Here is a 15,530-nt window from a genome sequence, read left to right on the forward strand (position 1 = left end):
CCTCACTGTGGGGACTGCTGGGGTACGGATTGCGCAGGAGCGAGCCTGCTCGCGATGAACTCAAGCGCCATGCGTTTATTCAGAAAGCATGCGTCATCGTTAACGTCCATCGCGAGCAGGCTCGCTCCTACAGTGAAGCGAACAGCGCTTGTACGTAAGACTGGAGATGCACAGGCTGGTTCTGCCACAGGTTATCAGTCGCGAAACTTATTTATTAAGGGAACAGCACTAAAATCCAGGCAAAGAAAAAGGGGAGACCCGTCGGCCTCCCCTTGAGAACTTCGTCCGTGCTCGACGCTTTTGACGTCGGCTCACCTCACGCCGTCTTCTGGACAGTGTGTAGCTCGGGGGCCGGCACATCCCCTGTGGGGGTGGCGACCGCAGCTGGCCTGATTGGGCGAGCCGCACTGGACTGTTTGTCCGAGCAGTGATTCTGGTGATAAGAATAGACTCGGAGAGCCAGCAGAGGATTGCGAAGATTGCTCAAATAAACACTACTTGCGCAATTTTTAACCCTGGATAGATAATCTGTCGCAATAGTTATGACAAAGGCCTGATTGATGAGCAAACTCGACCGATACGACCTGAGCATTTTGGCTGAATTGCAGCGTGATGCACGCATCTCCAATCAGGAGCTGGCCGAACGCATCGGCCTGTCACCGTCGCCCTGCTCACGGCGGGTCAAGCAACTGGAGGACGACGGCTACATTTCCCGCCAGGTCGCCCTGCTCGACCGCAAGATGCTCGGCCTGAGCCTGACGGCGTATGTGCTGATCGGCATGGACCGCCATACGCCAGAGCGCTTCGAGAACTTCGAAGCGGCCATCCGTACCTTGCCGCAAGTCCTGGAATGCAGCCTGGTGACCGGGATGGATGCCGATTATCAGCTCAAGGTCGTGGTGCCGGACATGGACCACTATCAGAAACTGCTGCTGGGGCACCTGACGCGAATTGAAGGTGTGACCAGCGTGCGCTCCAGTTTTGTGTTGAACCAGGTTTTGAACAGCACTGAGCTGCCGCTGACTCATCTTCGTAGCTAAGGGCGCCTTCGCTGACAAGCCAGCTCCTACAGGGGATCTTCAGCGCACCAGGATTAACGGCAGGAGCGAGCTTGCTCGCGATGGGGCCGCAACAGCCGACGAATGACTGCGACACACCGCCGCAGGTCAATACTGCCCTCCACCAGCGAGGCGTATACTCCCCGCGCCCTTTTAGCCTCGCCCGCGCTGGAGATGTTCAATGGATCCTGCAGTTTTCGAAGAGTGGATGATGACCGGCCTGGTCTCCATCCTGATCATTTTCATGGGTTTCATCGTCTGGGATCTGGCGAAGAAGTCCAAGGCCGGGCGTTTCGGCTCGTTCATTCTGTTCTTCGTGCTGGGCCTTGGCGTGGCGGCGTTCGTCATCAAGAGCGTGGTGATCGGACTGATCGAGTCCGGCACCTTATAAGCGCGCCGGCACTTCCTTCCACTGGCCCTGATCAAGCCCTTCGAGGGTCCAGTCGCCGATTCTGACCCGCACCAGGCGCAACGTCGGCAGTCCGACCGCCGCCGTCATGCGTCGCACCTGACGGTTTCGCCCCTCGCGAATCACCAGCTCCAGCCAACGGGTCGGCACACTCTTGCGAAAGCGCACCGGCGGATTGCGCGGCCACAACTCGGGTTCATCCAGTTGCCGCGCCTCGGCGGGCAAGGTCATGCCGTCGTTCAACTCGACACCGTCACGCAAGCGCTGCAACTGCTCGGCGCTCGGCTCACCTTCCACTTGCACCCAATAGGTCTTGGCCAGTTTGTGTTTCGGGTCGGCGATCCGCGCCTGTAGCTGGCCGTCGTTGGTCAGCAGCAGCAAGCCTTCGCTGTCACGGTCCAGCCGTCCGGCGGGGTAAATTCCCGGAATCTCGATAAAGTCCTTGAGCGTCGCCCGACCTTCGCCATCGCTGAATTGCGTCAGCACATCGAACGGTTTGTTGAACAGGATCAGTTTGGGCTCGGCCGGTGGCGCCTTGGCGACACGGCGCGGGGCCGAAGGGGATGGCTTCGCGCCAGGACGGCGGGGAGCGGGACGTTGAGGACGGGACATGGCAAAAGAGAACATCTAACGGTCAGGGCTGCTAATGCTAGGGCGCGCGATCAATTATTACCACTGCCGCGCCCTTGCCCTGACCGCCAAATGACCATGACAAACCGTTAGCGGAACGGCGGTTCGTCGAAGCTGCGCAGTTTGCGCGAGTGCAGCGAGTTGAGTTCGGTGCGCAGCAAGTCCACCGCCTCGATGCCGATCTTCAAATGCTGGCTGACCGCGCGTTCGTAGAAGGCGTTGGCCGAGCCCGGCAGTTTGATTTCACTGTGCAGCGGCTTGTCCGACACGCAGAGCAACGTGCCGTAAGGCACACGCAGGCGATAGCCCTGGGCGGCAATGGTGCCGCTTTCCATGTCCACCGCGACGGCGCGAGACAGGTTGATCAGCGGACGCTCCTGGGCCCAGCGCAGCTCCCAGTTACGGTCGTCGTAAGTCAATACGGTGCCGGTGCGCAGGCGTTTCTTCAGTTGGTCGCCTTGCTCGCCGGTGATGTTGGCCGCCGCTTGCTGCAAGGCCATCTGCACTTCGGCCAGGGCCGGGATCGGAATATTCGGTGGCACCACCCGGTCGAGAATCCCGTCGCGGCGCATGTAGGCGTGCGCCAACACGTAGTCGCCAATGGTCTGCGACTGACGCAAGCCGCCACAGTGGCCGATCATCAGCCAGCAGTGCGGACGCAGCACCGCCAGGTGATCGGTGATGTTCTTGGCATTGGACGGACCGACGCCGATGTTCACCAGGGTCACCCCGTGACCGTCACTGGCGATCAGGTGATAGGCCGGCATCTGGTAGCGGTGCCAGACCACGCCCGCCGCAATCGCCGAGGCTTCGCCGTGGTCCATGCTCTTTTCGATGATCACGTTGCCCGGCAGCACCATGCGCACGAAACGCGGGTCTTTGCGCAATTGTTCAAGGCCATGGACGATGAACTGGTCGACGTAACGGTGGTAGTTGGTCAGCAGAATCCACGGCTGTACATGACGCCAGTCGCTGCCGGTGTAATGCACCAGTCGGCGCAGGGAGAAATCCACCCGTGCGGCATCGAACAGCGCCAGTGGCAGCGGATCGGTGTTTTCCCAGTCGTACAAGCCATCGGCAATGCCGTCGGTCGCCGCCGACAGGTCGGTGCTCGGGAACACCCGTGCCAGCACGGCTGCGGTGACGCCAGAACCGGCCAGCTCATCGCCCTGTTCGACGACATACGGATACGGGATGTTTTGCTGACTGACACCGACCTCTACGGTCACGGTGAAGTCGTGCATCAAGGGCACGAGCTGTTCCAGCAGGTACTTACGGAACGCTGAAGGGTGGGTGACGGTGACGCTGTAGGTGCCTGGCAACTGGACCTTGGCGTAGGCGCGCGTGGTCTGCGGAACTTCGCCCTGGCAATGGTAGGTCAGACGCAGCTCGGGATAACGAAACATCGCCCGCTGCTCGGCGTCCGGTTCGACGCGATCCTTGAGGTAGCGCTTGAGCGCCTGACTCAGTGCGGTGGTTGCACGATTGTGCAAGAGCGCAAGCCGGTCAACGGCTTGCTCGGCGGTTTGAACGACAATAAAAGCTTCGGTCACGATCAGCATCCTGTGTTCTGACTTGCAGGCCTTCATCTTGCCTGCATCGTCGCTTCACGGGAACAGTGGCATGCTGATACAAAAAATATTGCACACACCGAAAACCTTGTGGGAGCGGGCCTGCTCGCGATCAGGCCATCACATCCAACATTTTGGTTGAATGGAAGTTCGCTATCGCGAGCAGGCTCGCTCCCACAGTGGGTTGATGGTGATCAAAAGCCCTGCGGGGTCGACCGGGCGACAATGGCTTCCACATCCAGCCCCCGTGGCAACGCGCCATATACACGTCCGGCGGAACCGAGACGACTGGCGATGAAGGCATCGCTGACCGCCGCATTGCCTGCCTCCAGCAGCAGTTTGGCTTGCAAACCCAGGGCAATGTCTTCGGTCAATTGCCGGGCACGGTACTGAATGTCACGGGTGTCCTTGAAGGCTGTCTGCAACTGATTGATGTGTGTAGCCAGACGCTTGTCGCCATGGCCGTCGCCCAGCTCGTTGAACAATACGTCCAGTACGCCAGGCTCTTTGGACAGCGCCCGCAGCACATCGAGGCATTGCACGTTGCCGGAGCCTTCCCAGGTCGAGTTGACCGGCGCCTCGCGGTACAGCCGCGGCAGGATGCTGTCTTCGACATAACCGGCCCCCCCCATGCACTCGGCAGCTTCGTTGATCATGGCTGGCGCGCGTTTGCAGATCCAGTACTTGCCCACCGCCGTCACCAGTCGGGCGAATTTCGCTTCCTGCTCACTCTCCAGATGATCCAGCGCCCGGCCCATGCGCAAGCTCAAGGCCAGCGCCGCTTCGCTTTCCAGTGCCAGGTCCGCCAGCACGTTTTGCATCAATGGCTGTTCGCTGAGCAATTTGCCGCCGACCGAGCGATGCGCACAGTGATGGCTGGCCTGGGTCAGGGCCTGGCGCATCAGCGAACTGGAACCGACCATGCAATCGAAGCGGGTCATGGCCACCATCTCGATGATGGTGGGAACACCGCGCCCCTCTTCGCCGACCATCCACGCCAGCGCACCACGAAACTCCACTTCGCTGGAGGCGTTGGAGCAGTTGCCGAGTTTGTTTTTCAGGCGCTGGATGTAGAACTGATTGCGCGTGTCATCCGGGCGATGGCGCGGCAGCAGGAAACAGGTCAAGCCCTTGTCCGTCTGCGCAAGCGTCAGAAAGGCATCGCACATCGGCGCCGAACAGAACCACTTGTGCCCCACCAGTTCGTAAGCCTGGCCAGGACCGCTGGCACCGACCGGATAAGCCTTGGTGGTGTTGGCACGAACGTCGGTGCCGCCCTGTTTCTCGGTCATGGCCATGCCGATGGTGACCCCGGCCTTGTGGGCCATGCCGACGTTGCGCGGGTCGTATTCGGTGGCAAGAATTTTCGGCAGCCATTGTCTGGCCAGATCCGGCTGCAGGCGCAGTGCCGGCACGCTGGCGAAGGTCATGGTCAGCGGGCAGCCACTGCCGGCTTCGGCCTGGCTGTGCAAATAGGTCATGGACGCGCGGGCAACATGGGCACCGTCCTGCGGGTGTGCCCAGGGCAATGAAGTCAGGCCGTGCTCGATCGCCGTGCGCATCAGTTCATGGTAGGCCGGGTGAAATTCCACCAGGTCGATACGATGGCCAAAGCGGTCGTGACTGTTGAACACCGGTTTGTTCTGATTGGCCAGGAACCCCGCTTCCATCAGCGGCCCGCCCGCCAGTGCACCGTACGCATCGATCCGCGATTCGGCCCAACCGGCCCCAAAGCGCCGCGACCACTCCTGCAACGGCAAGTCGATGCGATACAGGTTGGCGCCGTCCAGGGATGGTGGCTGGTTGGTGACTTCGTGGGTTTCGGCAAACTGATGCAGGTTCATGACGGGGCTCCTTTGGTCAGCCAAGGGACCTCAGTTAAGCACCGCCCTTGGGCTGATCAAAGTGTCATATCTGCCTAACTGCCGGCGCTTTCGCCCTGTTACGCGCAAAGCACCCGTCGATAGAGCGCAGCCTGCAAATCTTCGAATTTCACCGGTTTGTTCAGGTAGTCGATCAACGCGCCGGTCGGGCAGCGCTCCCGATCAACGCCCAGTGCGATGATGAATATCGGCACCTCGGCGCAGCCCGGCAAGGCGCGAATCTGGCAGCACAACGACACACCATCCAGGGCCGGCAACTGACCATCGAGCAGCACGGCGTCGAAGGTTTCATACTGCAACAATTCGAGTGCGGTTTGGCCGCTGTCAGCCGTGCGGACCCGGAACCCGAGCTTGAGCAACATGCCCCGCATCACCAACTGATTGATGCTGTTTTCGTCTGCCAGCAACACCGAGCAATCCTGCGGCAGGCGCAGGCGCGGGAAATCCCGGACCATAGAGGGCACCGTCGAACGTTCCGACGCTGGCACTTCGAACTCGACATCGAGCTGGAAGCGACTCCCACGCCCAGGCTCGGAGCGATGGGTCAGGCGTCCGCCAAGCAATTCCACCAACTGCCGGCAGATGGCCAGACCCACGCCCAAGCCACCGTATTCACGGGTCATCGAGCCGTCGAGCTGGAAGAAGCGTTGATACAGGGTCGCCTCCCCCAGATCGGTAAAGCCGATGCCGGTATCGATCACCGCGAAGGACAGCGCGAATCGGTCAGGCTCGACGGTTTTACCCGTCACCCGCAACGCCAGCCCTCCCACCTTGGTGAATTTGATCGCGTTATCCAGCAGGCATTCCAGGCATTGCGCCAACTTGGTGCTATCGCCATGCAATCGGTCCGGCACGCCGGGCGCCACGTCGACCTTGAAGTCCAGCGATTTGCTCGACGCATTGCCGTCGAATTGCACGCGCAACGCCTCGACCACACCGCGCAAACTGAATGTCGTCGGGTAAGCCTTGAGCTTGCCGGCCTGCAACTCGGTCAGGGTCAGGATGCCGTTGACCATGCGCATCATCTCCCGCGCCGATCCTGCGGCTGTTTGCTGGTATTGCTCCAGCTCGGGATCCATCTCGACGGTCTGCATCAGCTCCAGCGAACCGATCACCCCGTTCATGGGCGTGCGCAGTTCATGGGTCAAGGTGGCAAGGAACTCGTCCTTGAGCTTGTTACTGTGGGCCAGTTGCTGGTTGAGCACTTCAAGCTTTTGCCCGGCGTCGAACAGCGTTTGCGCCTGCTGTTCGCGCATCGCATTGATGCGGTCGGCCAGGGCCAGGGACAGCAGCGCCACTTCGATGGCCGAACCGATCTGGCTGGAATACATGGTCAGGAACACGTTCGGCAGATAACCCAGCACCATCAGCGTGTTGATGATGCCGCCCAGCAAAAAAGCCGACCAGGCAATGATGAAATACCGCGCCACTCGCAGGCCACGCAGCCAGGCGAAAATCCCCGCAGAAAAGATCACCACGGTAAAGGTCAGCGCCAGCGCCGTGGCCAGGCGCAGGGCCAGGGCGTAACTGGTCATCAAGGACAACCCGACCACCAGCGCGCTGAACGCCACCAATGCCAGCAACAGGCGATCGAGCCAGCGACTGTGGGTGGCCGTCTGCAAGAAGCTGCGAGCGAACTGGCTGCCGAACAGCCCGGCGCAACCGATGAAAAATGGCGTCGCGGCGTTGGCCCACCAGGGATTGTCCGGCCAGAAATACTGCACGGCAGCGCCGTTCACAGAGAGTTGATACAGGCCGAACGAGGCAATGTAGACGATGTAATAGAGATAACTGGTGTCGCGCACGCTGAGGTAGATGAACAGGTTGTAGACCAGCATCCCCAGCAACACGCCATAGATCAGGCCCAACACATAGAGTCGGACCGGCTGCTCTTCGAGGTAGGCGGTGCTTGACCACAATGTCACCGGCGCCTGGATCGAGCCTTCACTTTGCAAGCGCAGGTACAGGGTTTGGGTCTGGCCGGGGGTGAAATTCAGACTGAACAGGTAGTTGTTCTGACGGATCTCGCGGCTGGAAAAAGGTAAGGCATCGCCCGTCTGACGGACCACTTGATAGTTACCGGTTGCGTCAGGCAGATAGAGATCAAGGTGATCGAGGGGCGGGTAGGCCAGTTCCAGCAGCCAGGTCCGTTGCGCCGCAGGGTTGGTCGGGCGGTACTGCAAGTCGATTTTCAGCCAGAACACCGAACGCGAGTACCCGGCATTGAGGGTGGCTTTGTCATGGGATTTGAAGTTGCCGGCCGCCGCTTGCGCGCGCACGTCCGCAACGCTCGCCTGACCACTTGCGTCTTCAAACACCTGCAGGGATCGGCCCAGGGGGAGGCTTTGAGTGAACTCATCGAATTCGACGGCGTTCGCCAAAAAGGGCAAACACAACATCAACATTAGCAAATAGCGCATTGGTGCCCCAGCGTGGCCTATCCGGTTCTGTCAGGAAGCCCCCCATTCCTTTTGAGCAGACGTAAAACCGGCATTACCTGTTATTGATTTGGATCCACTCTAGCATAGCCGTTGATGGCCATTGAGCACTACTGAAATTTTTCCTGAAAAGGCTCTAGGACGGGCTTTTCAGCGGAGATTATTGAGCTAGAGCTGTTTAATTGATCAGGTTGTAAAAATACCTGAGCGAACACCTGTGGCGAGGGAACTTGCTCCCGCCGGGCGGCGAAGCGGCCCCAACGTTTTGTCAGTTGCGCCGAGCCATTGGACTTTACGACTGCTTCGCACTCGAGCCGGTGCAAGCTGCCTCGCCACAAGCATGTCGCTGCATCCGAAAAAAGTTGTTTGGTGGTAAGCTCGCGCACCATGAATATCTACAGCTCTCGCCCCGTTGTCCTCTGTCTCTCCGGCCACGACCCAAGTGGTGGCGCCGGCTTGCAGGCAGATATCGAAGCCCTGCTCGCTCAGGGTTGCCATGCGGCGCCGGCCGTCACTGCCCTGACCGTGCAAGATACGGTCAATGTCACTGACTTCCGCGTCCTCGACCGTGAGTGGGTGTTGGCCCAGGCCAATGCCGTGCTCAACGATTCCGAGGTCGCGGCCGTCAAACTGGGCATGCTCGGTTCGCTGGAAATGGTCGACACCGTGGTCGAACTGCTCTCGGCGCACCCGCACCTGCCAGTGGTCTGCGACCCGGTGCTGCGCGCTGGCGGCGGCGGACGCCTGGGCAAGGACGAAGTCGGCTACGCCATGCGCGAACGCCTGCTGCCGCTCTCGATCATCGCCACCCCTAACCTTCCCGAAGCCCGCATCCTCGCCGAACTGCCCGAAGGCACCGCGGACGAGTGCGCTGAAAAACTCCTGCCGTTCGTCAAACACCTGTTGATCACCGGCGGTCATGGCGACGAAACCGAAATCCACAATCGCCTCTACAGCCGCGACGGCCATCGCGACACTTTTACCTGTCAGCGCCTGCCAGGCAGTTATCACGGTTCCGGCTGCACCCTGGCCAGCGCCCTCGCCGGCCGTCTGGCCCAGGGTGAAAACCTCGCCAGCGCCGTACAGACTGCACTTAACTACACGTGGCGCACCCTGCGTGACGCGGAGCAACTGGGCAAAGGGCAATTCGTGCCACGCCGCCTGCCACTGGACTTCTGTTCGTAACGCCATGAGGCCTGTCCGATGAAACTACGTGGCCTGTACGCCATTACCGACAGCCAATTGCTGGCCGGTAAATTTCTCTCGTACGTGGAGGCGGCGCTGGAAGGCGGCGTCACCCTGTTGCAGTACCGCGACAAGAGCAGCGATGAGGCCCGTCGACTGCGCGAGGCGCAAGCCCTGCGCAATTTGTGCGAGCGCTACAAGACGCAGTTGATCATCAATGACGACGCCGAACTGGCCGCACGCCTGAACGTAGGCGTACACCTGGGCCAAACCGACGGCCCGTTGTCGCCGACCCGCGCCCTGCTCGGCTCCAAAGCCATCATCGGTTCGACCTGCCATGCACGGCTCGAACTGGCCGAGCAAGCTGTCAAGGAAGGCGCCAGTTATGTCGCGTTCGGACGCTTCTTCAATTCCAACACCAAGCCCGGAGCCCCGACCTGCAGCCTCGATCTGCTGGACCAGGCGCGCAAGCAACTGCACCTGCCGATCTGTGCGATCGGCGGCATCACCCTGGACAACGCCGCTCCGCTGGTGGCCCATGGCGTCGATCTGCTGGCCGTGGTGCATGGTTTGTTTGGCGCCGAGAGCACGACTGAAGTGACCCGCCGCGCCCGCGCATTCAATGAATTACTAAAAATCTGATTTGAGAGTCCGCACATGTCTCGTTCCGAAACCCTGTTTGCCAATGCCCAGAAACACATTCCCGGTGGCGTGAACTCGCCAGTGCGCGCGTTCAAAAGCGTTGGCGGCACGCCGTTGTTCTTCAAACACGCTGAAGGCGCCTACGTCACCGACGAAGACAACAAACGTTATGTGGATTACGTCGGCTCCTGGGGCCCGATGATTCTCGGCCACAGCCACCCGGACGTGCTGGACGCCGTGCGTAAACAGCTGGAGCACGGCCTGTCCTACGGCGCACCGACCGAGATGGAAACCCAGATGGCCGACCTGGTCTGCTCGCTGGTGCCGTCGATGGACATGGTGCGCATGGTCAGCTCCGGCACCGAAGCGACCATGAGTGCCATTCGTCTGGCCCGCGGCTTCACCGGTCGCGACAGCATCATCAAATTTGAAGGCTGCTACCACGGTCACTCCGACAGCCTGCTGGTCAAGGCCGGTTCCGGCGCCCTGACCCAAGGCGTACCGAGTTCGGCCGGCGTGCCGGCGGCGTTCGCCAAACACACCCTGACCCTGCCATTCAACGACATCGACGCGGTTGAAGCGATGCTCGCCGAAGTCGGCCAGGACGTAGCCTGCATCATCGTTGAACCGGTGGCCGGCAACATGAACTGCGTACCACCGGCGCCGGGCTTCCTCGAAGGCCTGCGGACCCTGTGCGACAAGCACGGCGTGGTCCTGATTTTCGACGAAGTGATGACCGGCTTCCGTGTCGCCCTGGGCGGCGCCCAGGCTCATTACGGCGTAACGCCGGACCTGACCACGTTCGGCAAGATCATCGGCGGCGGCATGCCGGTCGGCTGCTTCGGTGGCAAGCGTGAAATCATGTCGCGCATCGCCCCGCTGGGCCCGGTCTACCAGGCCGGTACCTTGTCGGGTAACCCGCTGGCGATGGCTGCCGGCCTGACCACCCTGCGCCTGATCAGCCGCCCGGGTTTCCACGCGGAACTGACCGACTACACCACGCGCCTGCTCGATGGCTTGCAACAACGTGCCGATGCGGCAGGCATCCCGTTCGTGACCACTCAGGCCGGTGGCATGTTCGGCCTGTACTTCAGCGGTGCCGACGACATCGTGACCTTCGATGACGTGATGGCCAGCGATGCGGCGCTGTTCGGTCGCTTCTTCCACCTGATGCTCGAAGGTGGTGTGTACCTGGCGCCAAGCGCGTTCGAAGCCGGCTTCACCTCGATCGCCCACGGCGAAGCCGAGCTGAAACTGACCCTGGATGCCGCTGAGCGCGCGTTCGCTGCACTGAAGTAACGTGATCGAGCCGACGCTGGCCATCGCCAGCGTCGGCTTTCACCTGCATTCCCGCATTTTTTCCGACTCATCTGCCAATAATCCCCAGCAAAGTGGGCGATATATTTCCCGCGCAGCAGAAAAACGAGTAAAGACTTTGTAAGGTTGGCCCTGCTTATTTCATAATGCGCGCTTATTGGATCCCCTCGATGGGTCCGCGCGCCCTTCAGAGGTAAGTCGATTCCCATGAACCGCACCGGCCGCGCCCTTTCACTGGGCTGCCTGTTGCTCCTTCAGCCCCTGCTCGCGCTCGCACAAGCAGGCGGTAACTCGTTGTTAATCCCAGCGATGGGTCGCTGCACCCTCAATACCCAGCCGCAAGACCTGGCACAGGCACTCGCCGCCTGCCAGAAAGCGTCGGATGAAGGGGATGCCCAAGCGCAATACGAGTTGGGTGAGTTCTACTACGAAGGCAAAAACGCCCCGCGCGACCTCAATCAAGCCCTGAGCTATTTCGAAAAGGCCTCGCTGCAAGGCCACGCCCAGGCGCAATTCAAACTCGGCACCATGTTTTTCCACGGCGAAGGCGTGCCGGCCAATAACGTTCAGGCGTATATCCTGCTGAAAATGGCTGCGGTCAATGGCGACGAAGATGCGCTGGACACCGCCGACGAAGTCACCGAAAAGATGCCTCGCGAAGAACTGGAAGTCGCCACTCAGGTGCTGGGGCAAATTTTCCGTAAGTATTTGATGGAATTGCAGAGCGCCGACGGGCGTACGCCGTTCGCGCCGTTGCCTTAAGTTCTGTACCGATTTTTCTGGCCCCATCGCGAGCAAGCTCGCTCCCACAAGTGATTTCTGGCGTTCACAAATAATGTGTTCGCAGACGATTCATTGTGGGAGCGAGCTTGCTCGCGATGGAGTCGACCCGGTCTTGAAACCTTACTTCTCAGGCATCGGCATCGGAAACGGCATGACATTGCCGACCGCGCCACGGGCTTCGCTGATTTTCGGCGTGCCCAGGCGCTCGACTTCATCGATGCGCACGATCGAATGCATGGGCACAAAACTGCGCACCACGCCTTCGAACTGAGCCTTGAGCTTCTCTTCGCTCGGATCGACGACCACTTGCGTGCGCTCGCCAAAGACGAACTCTTCCACTTCCAGAAAGCCCCACAGATCACTTTGATAGATCTGCTTGGCGTACATTTCGAACACCTGGCCCTGGTTGAGGAAAATCACCTTGTAGATTGGAGCTTCACGTTTGGTCATGGTGGGCGGGTAACACATCGAGGGATAAAAAAGAGGGCGCGAACTATAGCATAGCCGTCGGACGCGCAGCGGTAGGAACCTGGGTGCATGTTCCCTATAATGCGCGGTTCTTTGAATCACGTGATGACTCTTTCCATGGCCAAGAAGCTTTACATCGAAACCCACGGTTGCCAGATGAACGAGTACGACAGCTCGCGCATGGTCGATCTGCTGGGCGAACACCAGGCCCTGGAAGTCACCGCGCGCGCTGAAGACGCCGACGTCATCCTGCTCAACACCTGCTCGATTCGCGAACGCGCTCAGGACCGTGTCTACTCTCAGCTCGGCCGCTGGCGCGAACTGAAACTCGCCAACCCGGACATGGTCATCGCCGTCGGCGGTTGCGTGGCCAGCCAGGAAGGCGCCGCCATCCGTGATCGCGCGCCCTACGTGGACGTCGTCTTCGGCCCGCAGACCTTGCACCGCCTGCCGGAAATGATTGACGCAGCACGTATCAGCAAACTGCCGCAGGTCGACGTTTCTTTCCCGGAAATCGAAAAATTCGACCACTTGCCCGAGCCGCGCATCGATGGCCCCAGCGCTTACGTGTCGGTGATGGAAGGCTGCAGCAAGTACTGCACGTTCTGCGTGGTGCCGTACACCCGCGGCGAAGAAGTGAGCCGGCCATTCGACGACGTGATCGCCGAGATCATTCACCTGGCTGAAAACGGCGTGCGCGAAGTCACCTTGCTGGGGCAGAACGTCAACGGTTATCGCGGCACCACGCACGACGGTCGCCTGGCCGATCTGGCGGAGTTGATCCGTGTGGTCGCCGCCATCGATGGCATCGACCGCATCCGCTACACCACCTCGCACCCGCTGGAATTCTCCGACAGCCTGATCCAGGCCCATGCCGAGGTGCCGGAACTGGTGAAACACCTGCATTTGCCGGTGCAGTCAGGCTCGGACCGCATCCTCGCGGCGATGAAGCGCAACCACACTGCGCTGGAATACAAATCCAAACTGCGCAAGCTGCGCGCGGCCGTACCGGGCATCTGCATCAGTTCGGACTTCATCGTCGGTTTCCCCGGCGAGACGGAAAAAGACTTCGAACAGACCATGAAACTGATCCAGGACGTCGGCTTCGACTTTTCCTATTCATTCGTCTACAGCCAGCGTCCAGGCACTCCGGCCGCCGATCTGGCAGACGACACCCCCGAAGAGCTGAAAAAAGAGCGCCTGAACGCCCTGCAACATCGCCTGAACCAACAGGGCTTCGAAATCAGCCGACAAATGGTCGGGTCGATCCAGCGGATTCTGGTTACCGATTATTCGAAAAAAGACCCCGGAGAGCTGCAAGGCCGGACCGAAAATAATCGTATCGTCAACTTCAAGTGTGACAATCCGACCCTGATCGGTCAGTTTGCCGACGTGCACATCGATGCCGCGCAGCCGCACTCGCTGCGGGGCTCGCTGATTCAATAACACCACCTACCCGCTGTGGGAGCGAGCCTGCTCGCGATTGCGACCTGACATTCAGCGCATCAGCCGTCAGACATACCGCCATCGCGAGCAGGCTCGCTCCCACAGAGGACAGTGTTTGGCGCTGGAGTATTTAAGAGCTTTCGCACCCACGCCACTGGCGCTATCCTTGAACTCATCACCATTGCCCCAGGGCGGCTAAATACGACCTTGAACGCACCCATCGAACCACATCGTTTTATCCTCGAGCCTTTTGAAGCTCGCCGCTTCGCCAATCTGTGCGGGCAATTCGACGAGCATCTGCGCTTGATCGAACAGCGCCTGACCATCGAGATCCGCAACCGCGGAAACCAGTTCGAATTGATCGGCGAACCCAAACACACCACCTCTGCGGAAAACCTGCTGCGCCGCCTGTACCGGGAAACCAAGGGTACGGAGCTGTCGCCGGACATGGTTCACCTGTTCCTGCAGGAATCGGCCGTTGAAGAGCTGGACAATCACTCCCCTGCCGAAGCTTCCGTCGCCCTGCGCACCAAGAAAGGCATGATTCGCCCTCGCGGCTTGAATCAGTTGCGCTACGTGAAGGAAATCCTCGGCAACGACATCAACTTCGGCATTGGTCCGGCCGGTACCGGCAAGACCTATCTGGCGGTTGCCTGCGCGGTCGATGCACTGGAACGCGAGCAGATCCGCCGCATTCTGTTGGTGCGGCCGGCGGTCGAAGCGGGTGAGAAACTCGGCTTCCTGCCTGGGGATCTGTCCCAGAAGATCGACCCGTATTTGCGCCCGCTTTACGACGCGCTCTACGAGATGCTCGGCTTCGAATACGTCGCCAAGCTGATCGAACGCCAGGTGATCGAAGTCGCCCCCTTGGCTTATATGCGCGGGCGCACGCTGAACAACAGCTTCATCATCCTCGACGAAAGCCAGAACACCACCGTCGAGCAAATGAAAATGTTCCTGACCCGGATCGGCTTCGGTTCCACGGCCGTCATCACCGGTGACATCACCCAGGTCGACCTGCCCAAAGGCACCAAATCCGGGTTGCACCACGTGATTGAAGTCCTGAAAGACGTGCCAGGCATCAGCTTTACTCACTTCATGCCCAAGGACGTTGTGCGTCATCCGTTGGTGCAGCGCATTGTCGAAGCCTATGAGCGCTTCGAGAACCGTGTGACCGATGAAGCACCAAAGGACAGCCGCCGCGATGCTTGAGCTTGATCTGCAACTGGCTACCCAGGCACCCGCCCCCGGCGAGGCCGAGTTCCGCCAATGGTGCGAACTGGCCCTGCGCCAGCGCAGCGCCGACTCCGAGATGACCATTCGTCTGGTCGACGAAGCCGAAGGCCGCGAACTGAATCACACCTGGCGGCAAAAGGATTACGCCACTAACGTCCTGTCATTCCCTGCCGACGTACCCGACGAGTTTCTCGACATCCCGTTGCTGGGCGATCTGGTGATCTGCGTGGCCGTGGTCGAGCGCGAAGCCGCCGAACAGGGCAAGGAACTCAAGGCCCACTGGGCTCATCTGGTGATTCACGGCTGCTTGCATCTACTGGGTTACGACCATATAGATGACGACGAAGCCGAAGAAATGGAAGCACTGGAACGAACGTTGCTTGCAGAATTGGGCTATCCCGATCCGTACGCGGACGACGAAACCGAAACATCCCCAACCGTTACAACAAAGGATTCAGAGTAAT

The 15,530-nt window shown here is 60.2% G+C and carries 14 protein-coding genes; 9 read left to right on the forward strand and 5 right to left on the reverse strand.

The window, feature by feature from the left end:
• The first annotated feature begins 560 nt into the window (after positions 1-560).
• On the forward strand, positions 561-1,040 hold the full coding sequence (locus JQF37_RS07575; RefSeq protein WP_007937367.1) for an Lrp/AsnC family transcriptional regulator: 480 nt from the start codon (positions 561-563) through the stop codon (positions 1,038-1,040).
• 199 nt (positions 1,041-1,239) lie between these two features.
• Positions 1,240-1,449 (forward strand): DUF2788 domain-containing protein, encoded by a 210-nt coding sequence (locus JQF37_RS07580; RefSeq protein WP_007937369.1) that lies wholly within the window; start codon positions 1,240-1,242, stop codon positions 1,447-1,449.
• Here JQF37_RS07580 and JQF37_RS07585 read toward each other — a convergent pair.
• From JQF37_RS07585 to JQF37_RS07600, 4 genes are all read right to left on the reverse strand, one after another.
• Entirely contained in the window at positions 1,444-2,079 is a 636-nt protein-coding gene (locus JQF37_RS07585; protein ID WP_130204669.1) for a pseudouridine synthase, read from the reverse strand. The genes JQF37_RS07580 and JQF37_RS07585 overlap by 6 nt on opposite strands.
• Before the next feature lie 107 nt (positions 2,080-2,186).
• A complete protein-coding gene (gene amn, locus JQF37_RS07590; protein WP_189340267.1) occupies positions 2,187-3,686 on the reverse strand; it encodes an AMP nucleosidase in 1,500 nt (499 codons plus the stop codon).
• Between the two features lie 176 nt (positions 3,687-3,862).
• Positions 3,863-5,512: an acyl-CoA dehydrogenase family protein gene (locus JQF37_RS07595; RefSeq protein WP_130204665.1), complete on the reverse strand. Its 1,650-nt coding sequence runs from the start codon at positions 5,510-5,512 to the stop codon at positions 3,863-3,865.
• A 98-nt stretch (positions 5,513-5,610) separates the two neighbouring features.
• The gene (locus JQF37_RS07600; RefSeq protein ID WP_130204663.1) at positions 5,611-7,971 is read right to left on the reverse strand and encodes a hybrid sensor histidine kinase/response regulator; all 2,361 of its coding nucleotides are present in this window, start codon (positions 7,969-7,971) and stop codon (positions 5,611-5,613) included.
• A 405-nt stretch (positions 7,972-8,376) separates the two neighbouring features.
• On the opposite strand from JQF37_RS07600, the gene JQF37_RS07605 reads away from it, so the two are divergent.
• The 4 genes from JQF37_RS07605 (at position 8,377) to JQF37_RS07620 (ending at position 11,895) form a co-directional block, all read left to right on the forward strand.
• On the forward strand, positions 8,377-9,174 hold the full coding sequence (locus JQF37_RS07605; RefSeq protein ID WP_034148145.1) for a hydroxymethylpyrimidine/phosphomethylpyrimidine kinase: 798 nt from the start codon (positions 8,377-8,379) through the stop codon (positions 9,172-9,174).
• An 18-nt stretch (positions 9,175-9,192) separates the two neighbouring features.
• Complete coding sequence (gene thiE, locus JQF37_RS07610; protein WP_130204661.1) at positions 9,193-9,816, forward strand: thiamine phosphate synthase; 624 nt, start codon at positions 9,193-9,195, stop codon at positions 9,814-9,816.
• 15 nt (positions 9,817-9,831) lie between these two features.
• Positions 9,832-11,115: a glutamate-1-semialdehyde 2,1-aminomutase gene (gene hemL, locus JQF37_RS07615; RefSeq protein ID WP_130204659.1), complete on the forward strand. Its 1,284-nt coding sequence runs from the start codon at positions 9,832-9,834 to the stop codon at positions 11,113-11,115.
• Between the two features lie 225 nt (positions 11,116-11,340).
• Positions 11,341-11,895, forward strand: a complete 555-nt coding sequence (locus tag JQF37_RS07620; RefSeq protein ID WP_103403450.1) for a tetratricopeptide repeat protein — start codon at positions 11,341-11,343, stop codon at positions 11,893-11,895.
• Positions 11,896-12,036: 141 nt separating this feature from the next.
• Here the strand turns inward: JQF37_RS07620 and JQF37_RS07625 are convergent, their stop codons facing one another.
• Positions 12,037-12,366 carry a DUF1820 family protein gene (locus JQF37_RS07625; RefSeq protein ID WP_003185742.1) on the reverse strand — a complete coding sequence of 110 codons (330 nt, stop codon included), beginning with the start codon at positions 12,364-12,366 and terminating at the stop codon, positions 12,037-12,039.
• A gap of 135 nt (positions 12,367-12,501) precedes the next feature.
• Here JQF37_RS07625 and miaB point away from each other — a divergent pair, with 135 nt between their 5' ends.
• The 3 genes from miaB to ybeY all read left to right on the forward strand — a co-directional run bounded on the left by miaB (position 12,502) and on the right by ybeY (position 15,529).
• Entirely contained in the window at positions 12,502-13,830 is a 1,329-nt protein-coding gene (gene miaB / locus JQF37_RS07630; RefSeq protein WP_178083105.1) for a tRNA (N6-isopentenyl adenosine(37)-C2)-methylthiotransferase MiaB, read from the forward strand.
• A gap of 207 nt (positions 13,831-14,037) precedes the next feature.
• Entirely contained in the window at positions 14,038-15,042 is a 1,005-nt protein-coding gene (locus JQF37_RS07635) for a PhoH family protein (RefSeq protein WP_103403448.1), read from the forward strand.
• The gene (ybeY, locus tag JQF37_RS07640; protein WP_047533696.1) at positions 15,035-15,529 is read left to right on the forward strand and encodes an rRNA maturation RNase YbeY; all 495 of its coding nucleotides are present in this window, start codon (positions 15,035-15,037) and stop codon (positions 15,527-15,529) included. The genes JQF37_RS07635 and ybeY overlap by 8 nt, the downstream gene beginning before the upstream one ends.
• Position 15,530 lies beyond the last annotated feature (1 nt).

This window comes from Pseudomonas sp. MIL9, from assembly GCF_016887925.1.
In the GTDB taxonomy this organism is placed as follows: Bacteria; Pseudomonadota; Gammaproteobacteria; order Pseudomonadales; family Pseudomonadaceae; genus Aquipseudomonas; species Aquipseudomonas mohnii.

Excerpts from the sequence above, each read along its gene's own strand:
- JQF37_RS07575 (WP_007937367.1), top strand. The coding sequence starts at position 561 with ATGAGCAAACTCGACCGATACGACCTGAGCATTTTGGCTGAATTGCAG.
- JQF37_RS07580 (WP_007937369.1), top strand. The coding sequence starts at position 1,240 with ATGGATCCTGCAGTTTTCGAAGAGTGGATGATGACCGGCCTGGTCTCC.
- JQF37_RS07585 (WP_130204669.1), bottom strand. The coding sequence starts at position 2,079 with ATGTCCCGTCCTCAACGTCCCGCTCCCCGCCGTCCTGGCGCGAAGCCA.
- amn (WP_189340267.1), bottom strand. The coding sequence starts at position 3,686 with ATGAAGGCCTGCAAGTCAGAACACAGGATGCTGATCGTGACCGAAGCT.
- JQF37_RS07595 (WP_130204665.1), bottom strand. The coding sequence starts at position 5,512 with ATGAACCTGCATCAGTTTGCCGAAACCCACGAAGTCACCAACCAGCCA.
- JQF37_RS07600 (WP_130204663.1), bottom strand. The coding sequence starts at position 7,971 with ATGCGCTATTTGCTAATGTTGATGTTGTGTTTGCCCTTTTTGGCGAAC.
- JQF37_RS07605 (WP_034148145.1), top strand. The coding sequence starts at position 8,377 with ATGAATATCTACAGCTCTCGCCCCGTTGTCCTCTGTCTCTCCGGCCAC.
- thiE (WP_130204661.1), top strand. The coding sequence starts at position 9,193 with ATGAAACTACGTGGCCTGTACGCCATTACCGACAGCCAATTGCTGGCC.
- hemL (WP_130204659.1), top strand. The coding sequence starts at position 9,832 with ATGTCTCGTTCCGAAACCCTGTTTGCCAATGCCCAGAAACACATTCCC.
- JQF37_RS07620 (WP_103403450.1), top strand. The coding sequence starts at position 11,341 with ATGAACCGCACCGGCCGCGCCCTTTCACTGGGCTGCCTGTTGCTCCTT.
- JQF37_RS07625 (WP_003185742.1), bottom strand. The coding sequence starts at position 12,366 with ATGACCAAACGTGAAGCTCCAATCTACAAGGTGATTTTCCTCAACCAG.
- miaB (WP_178083105.1), top strand. The coding sequence starts at position 12,502 with ATGGCCAAGAAGCTTTACATCGAAACCCACGGTTGCCAGATGAACGAG.
- ybeY (WP_047533696.1), top strand. The coding sequence starts at position 15,035 with ATGCTTGAGCTTGATCTGCAACTGGCTACCCAGGCACCCGCCCCCGGC.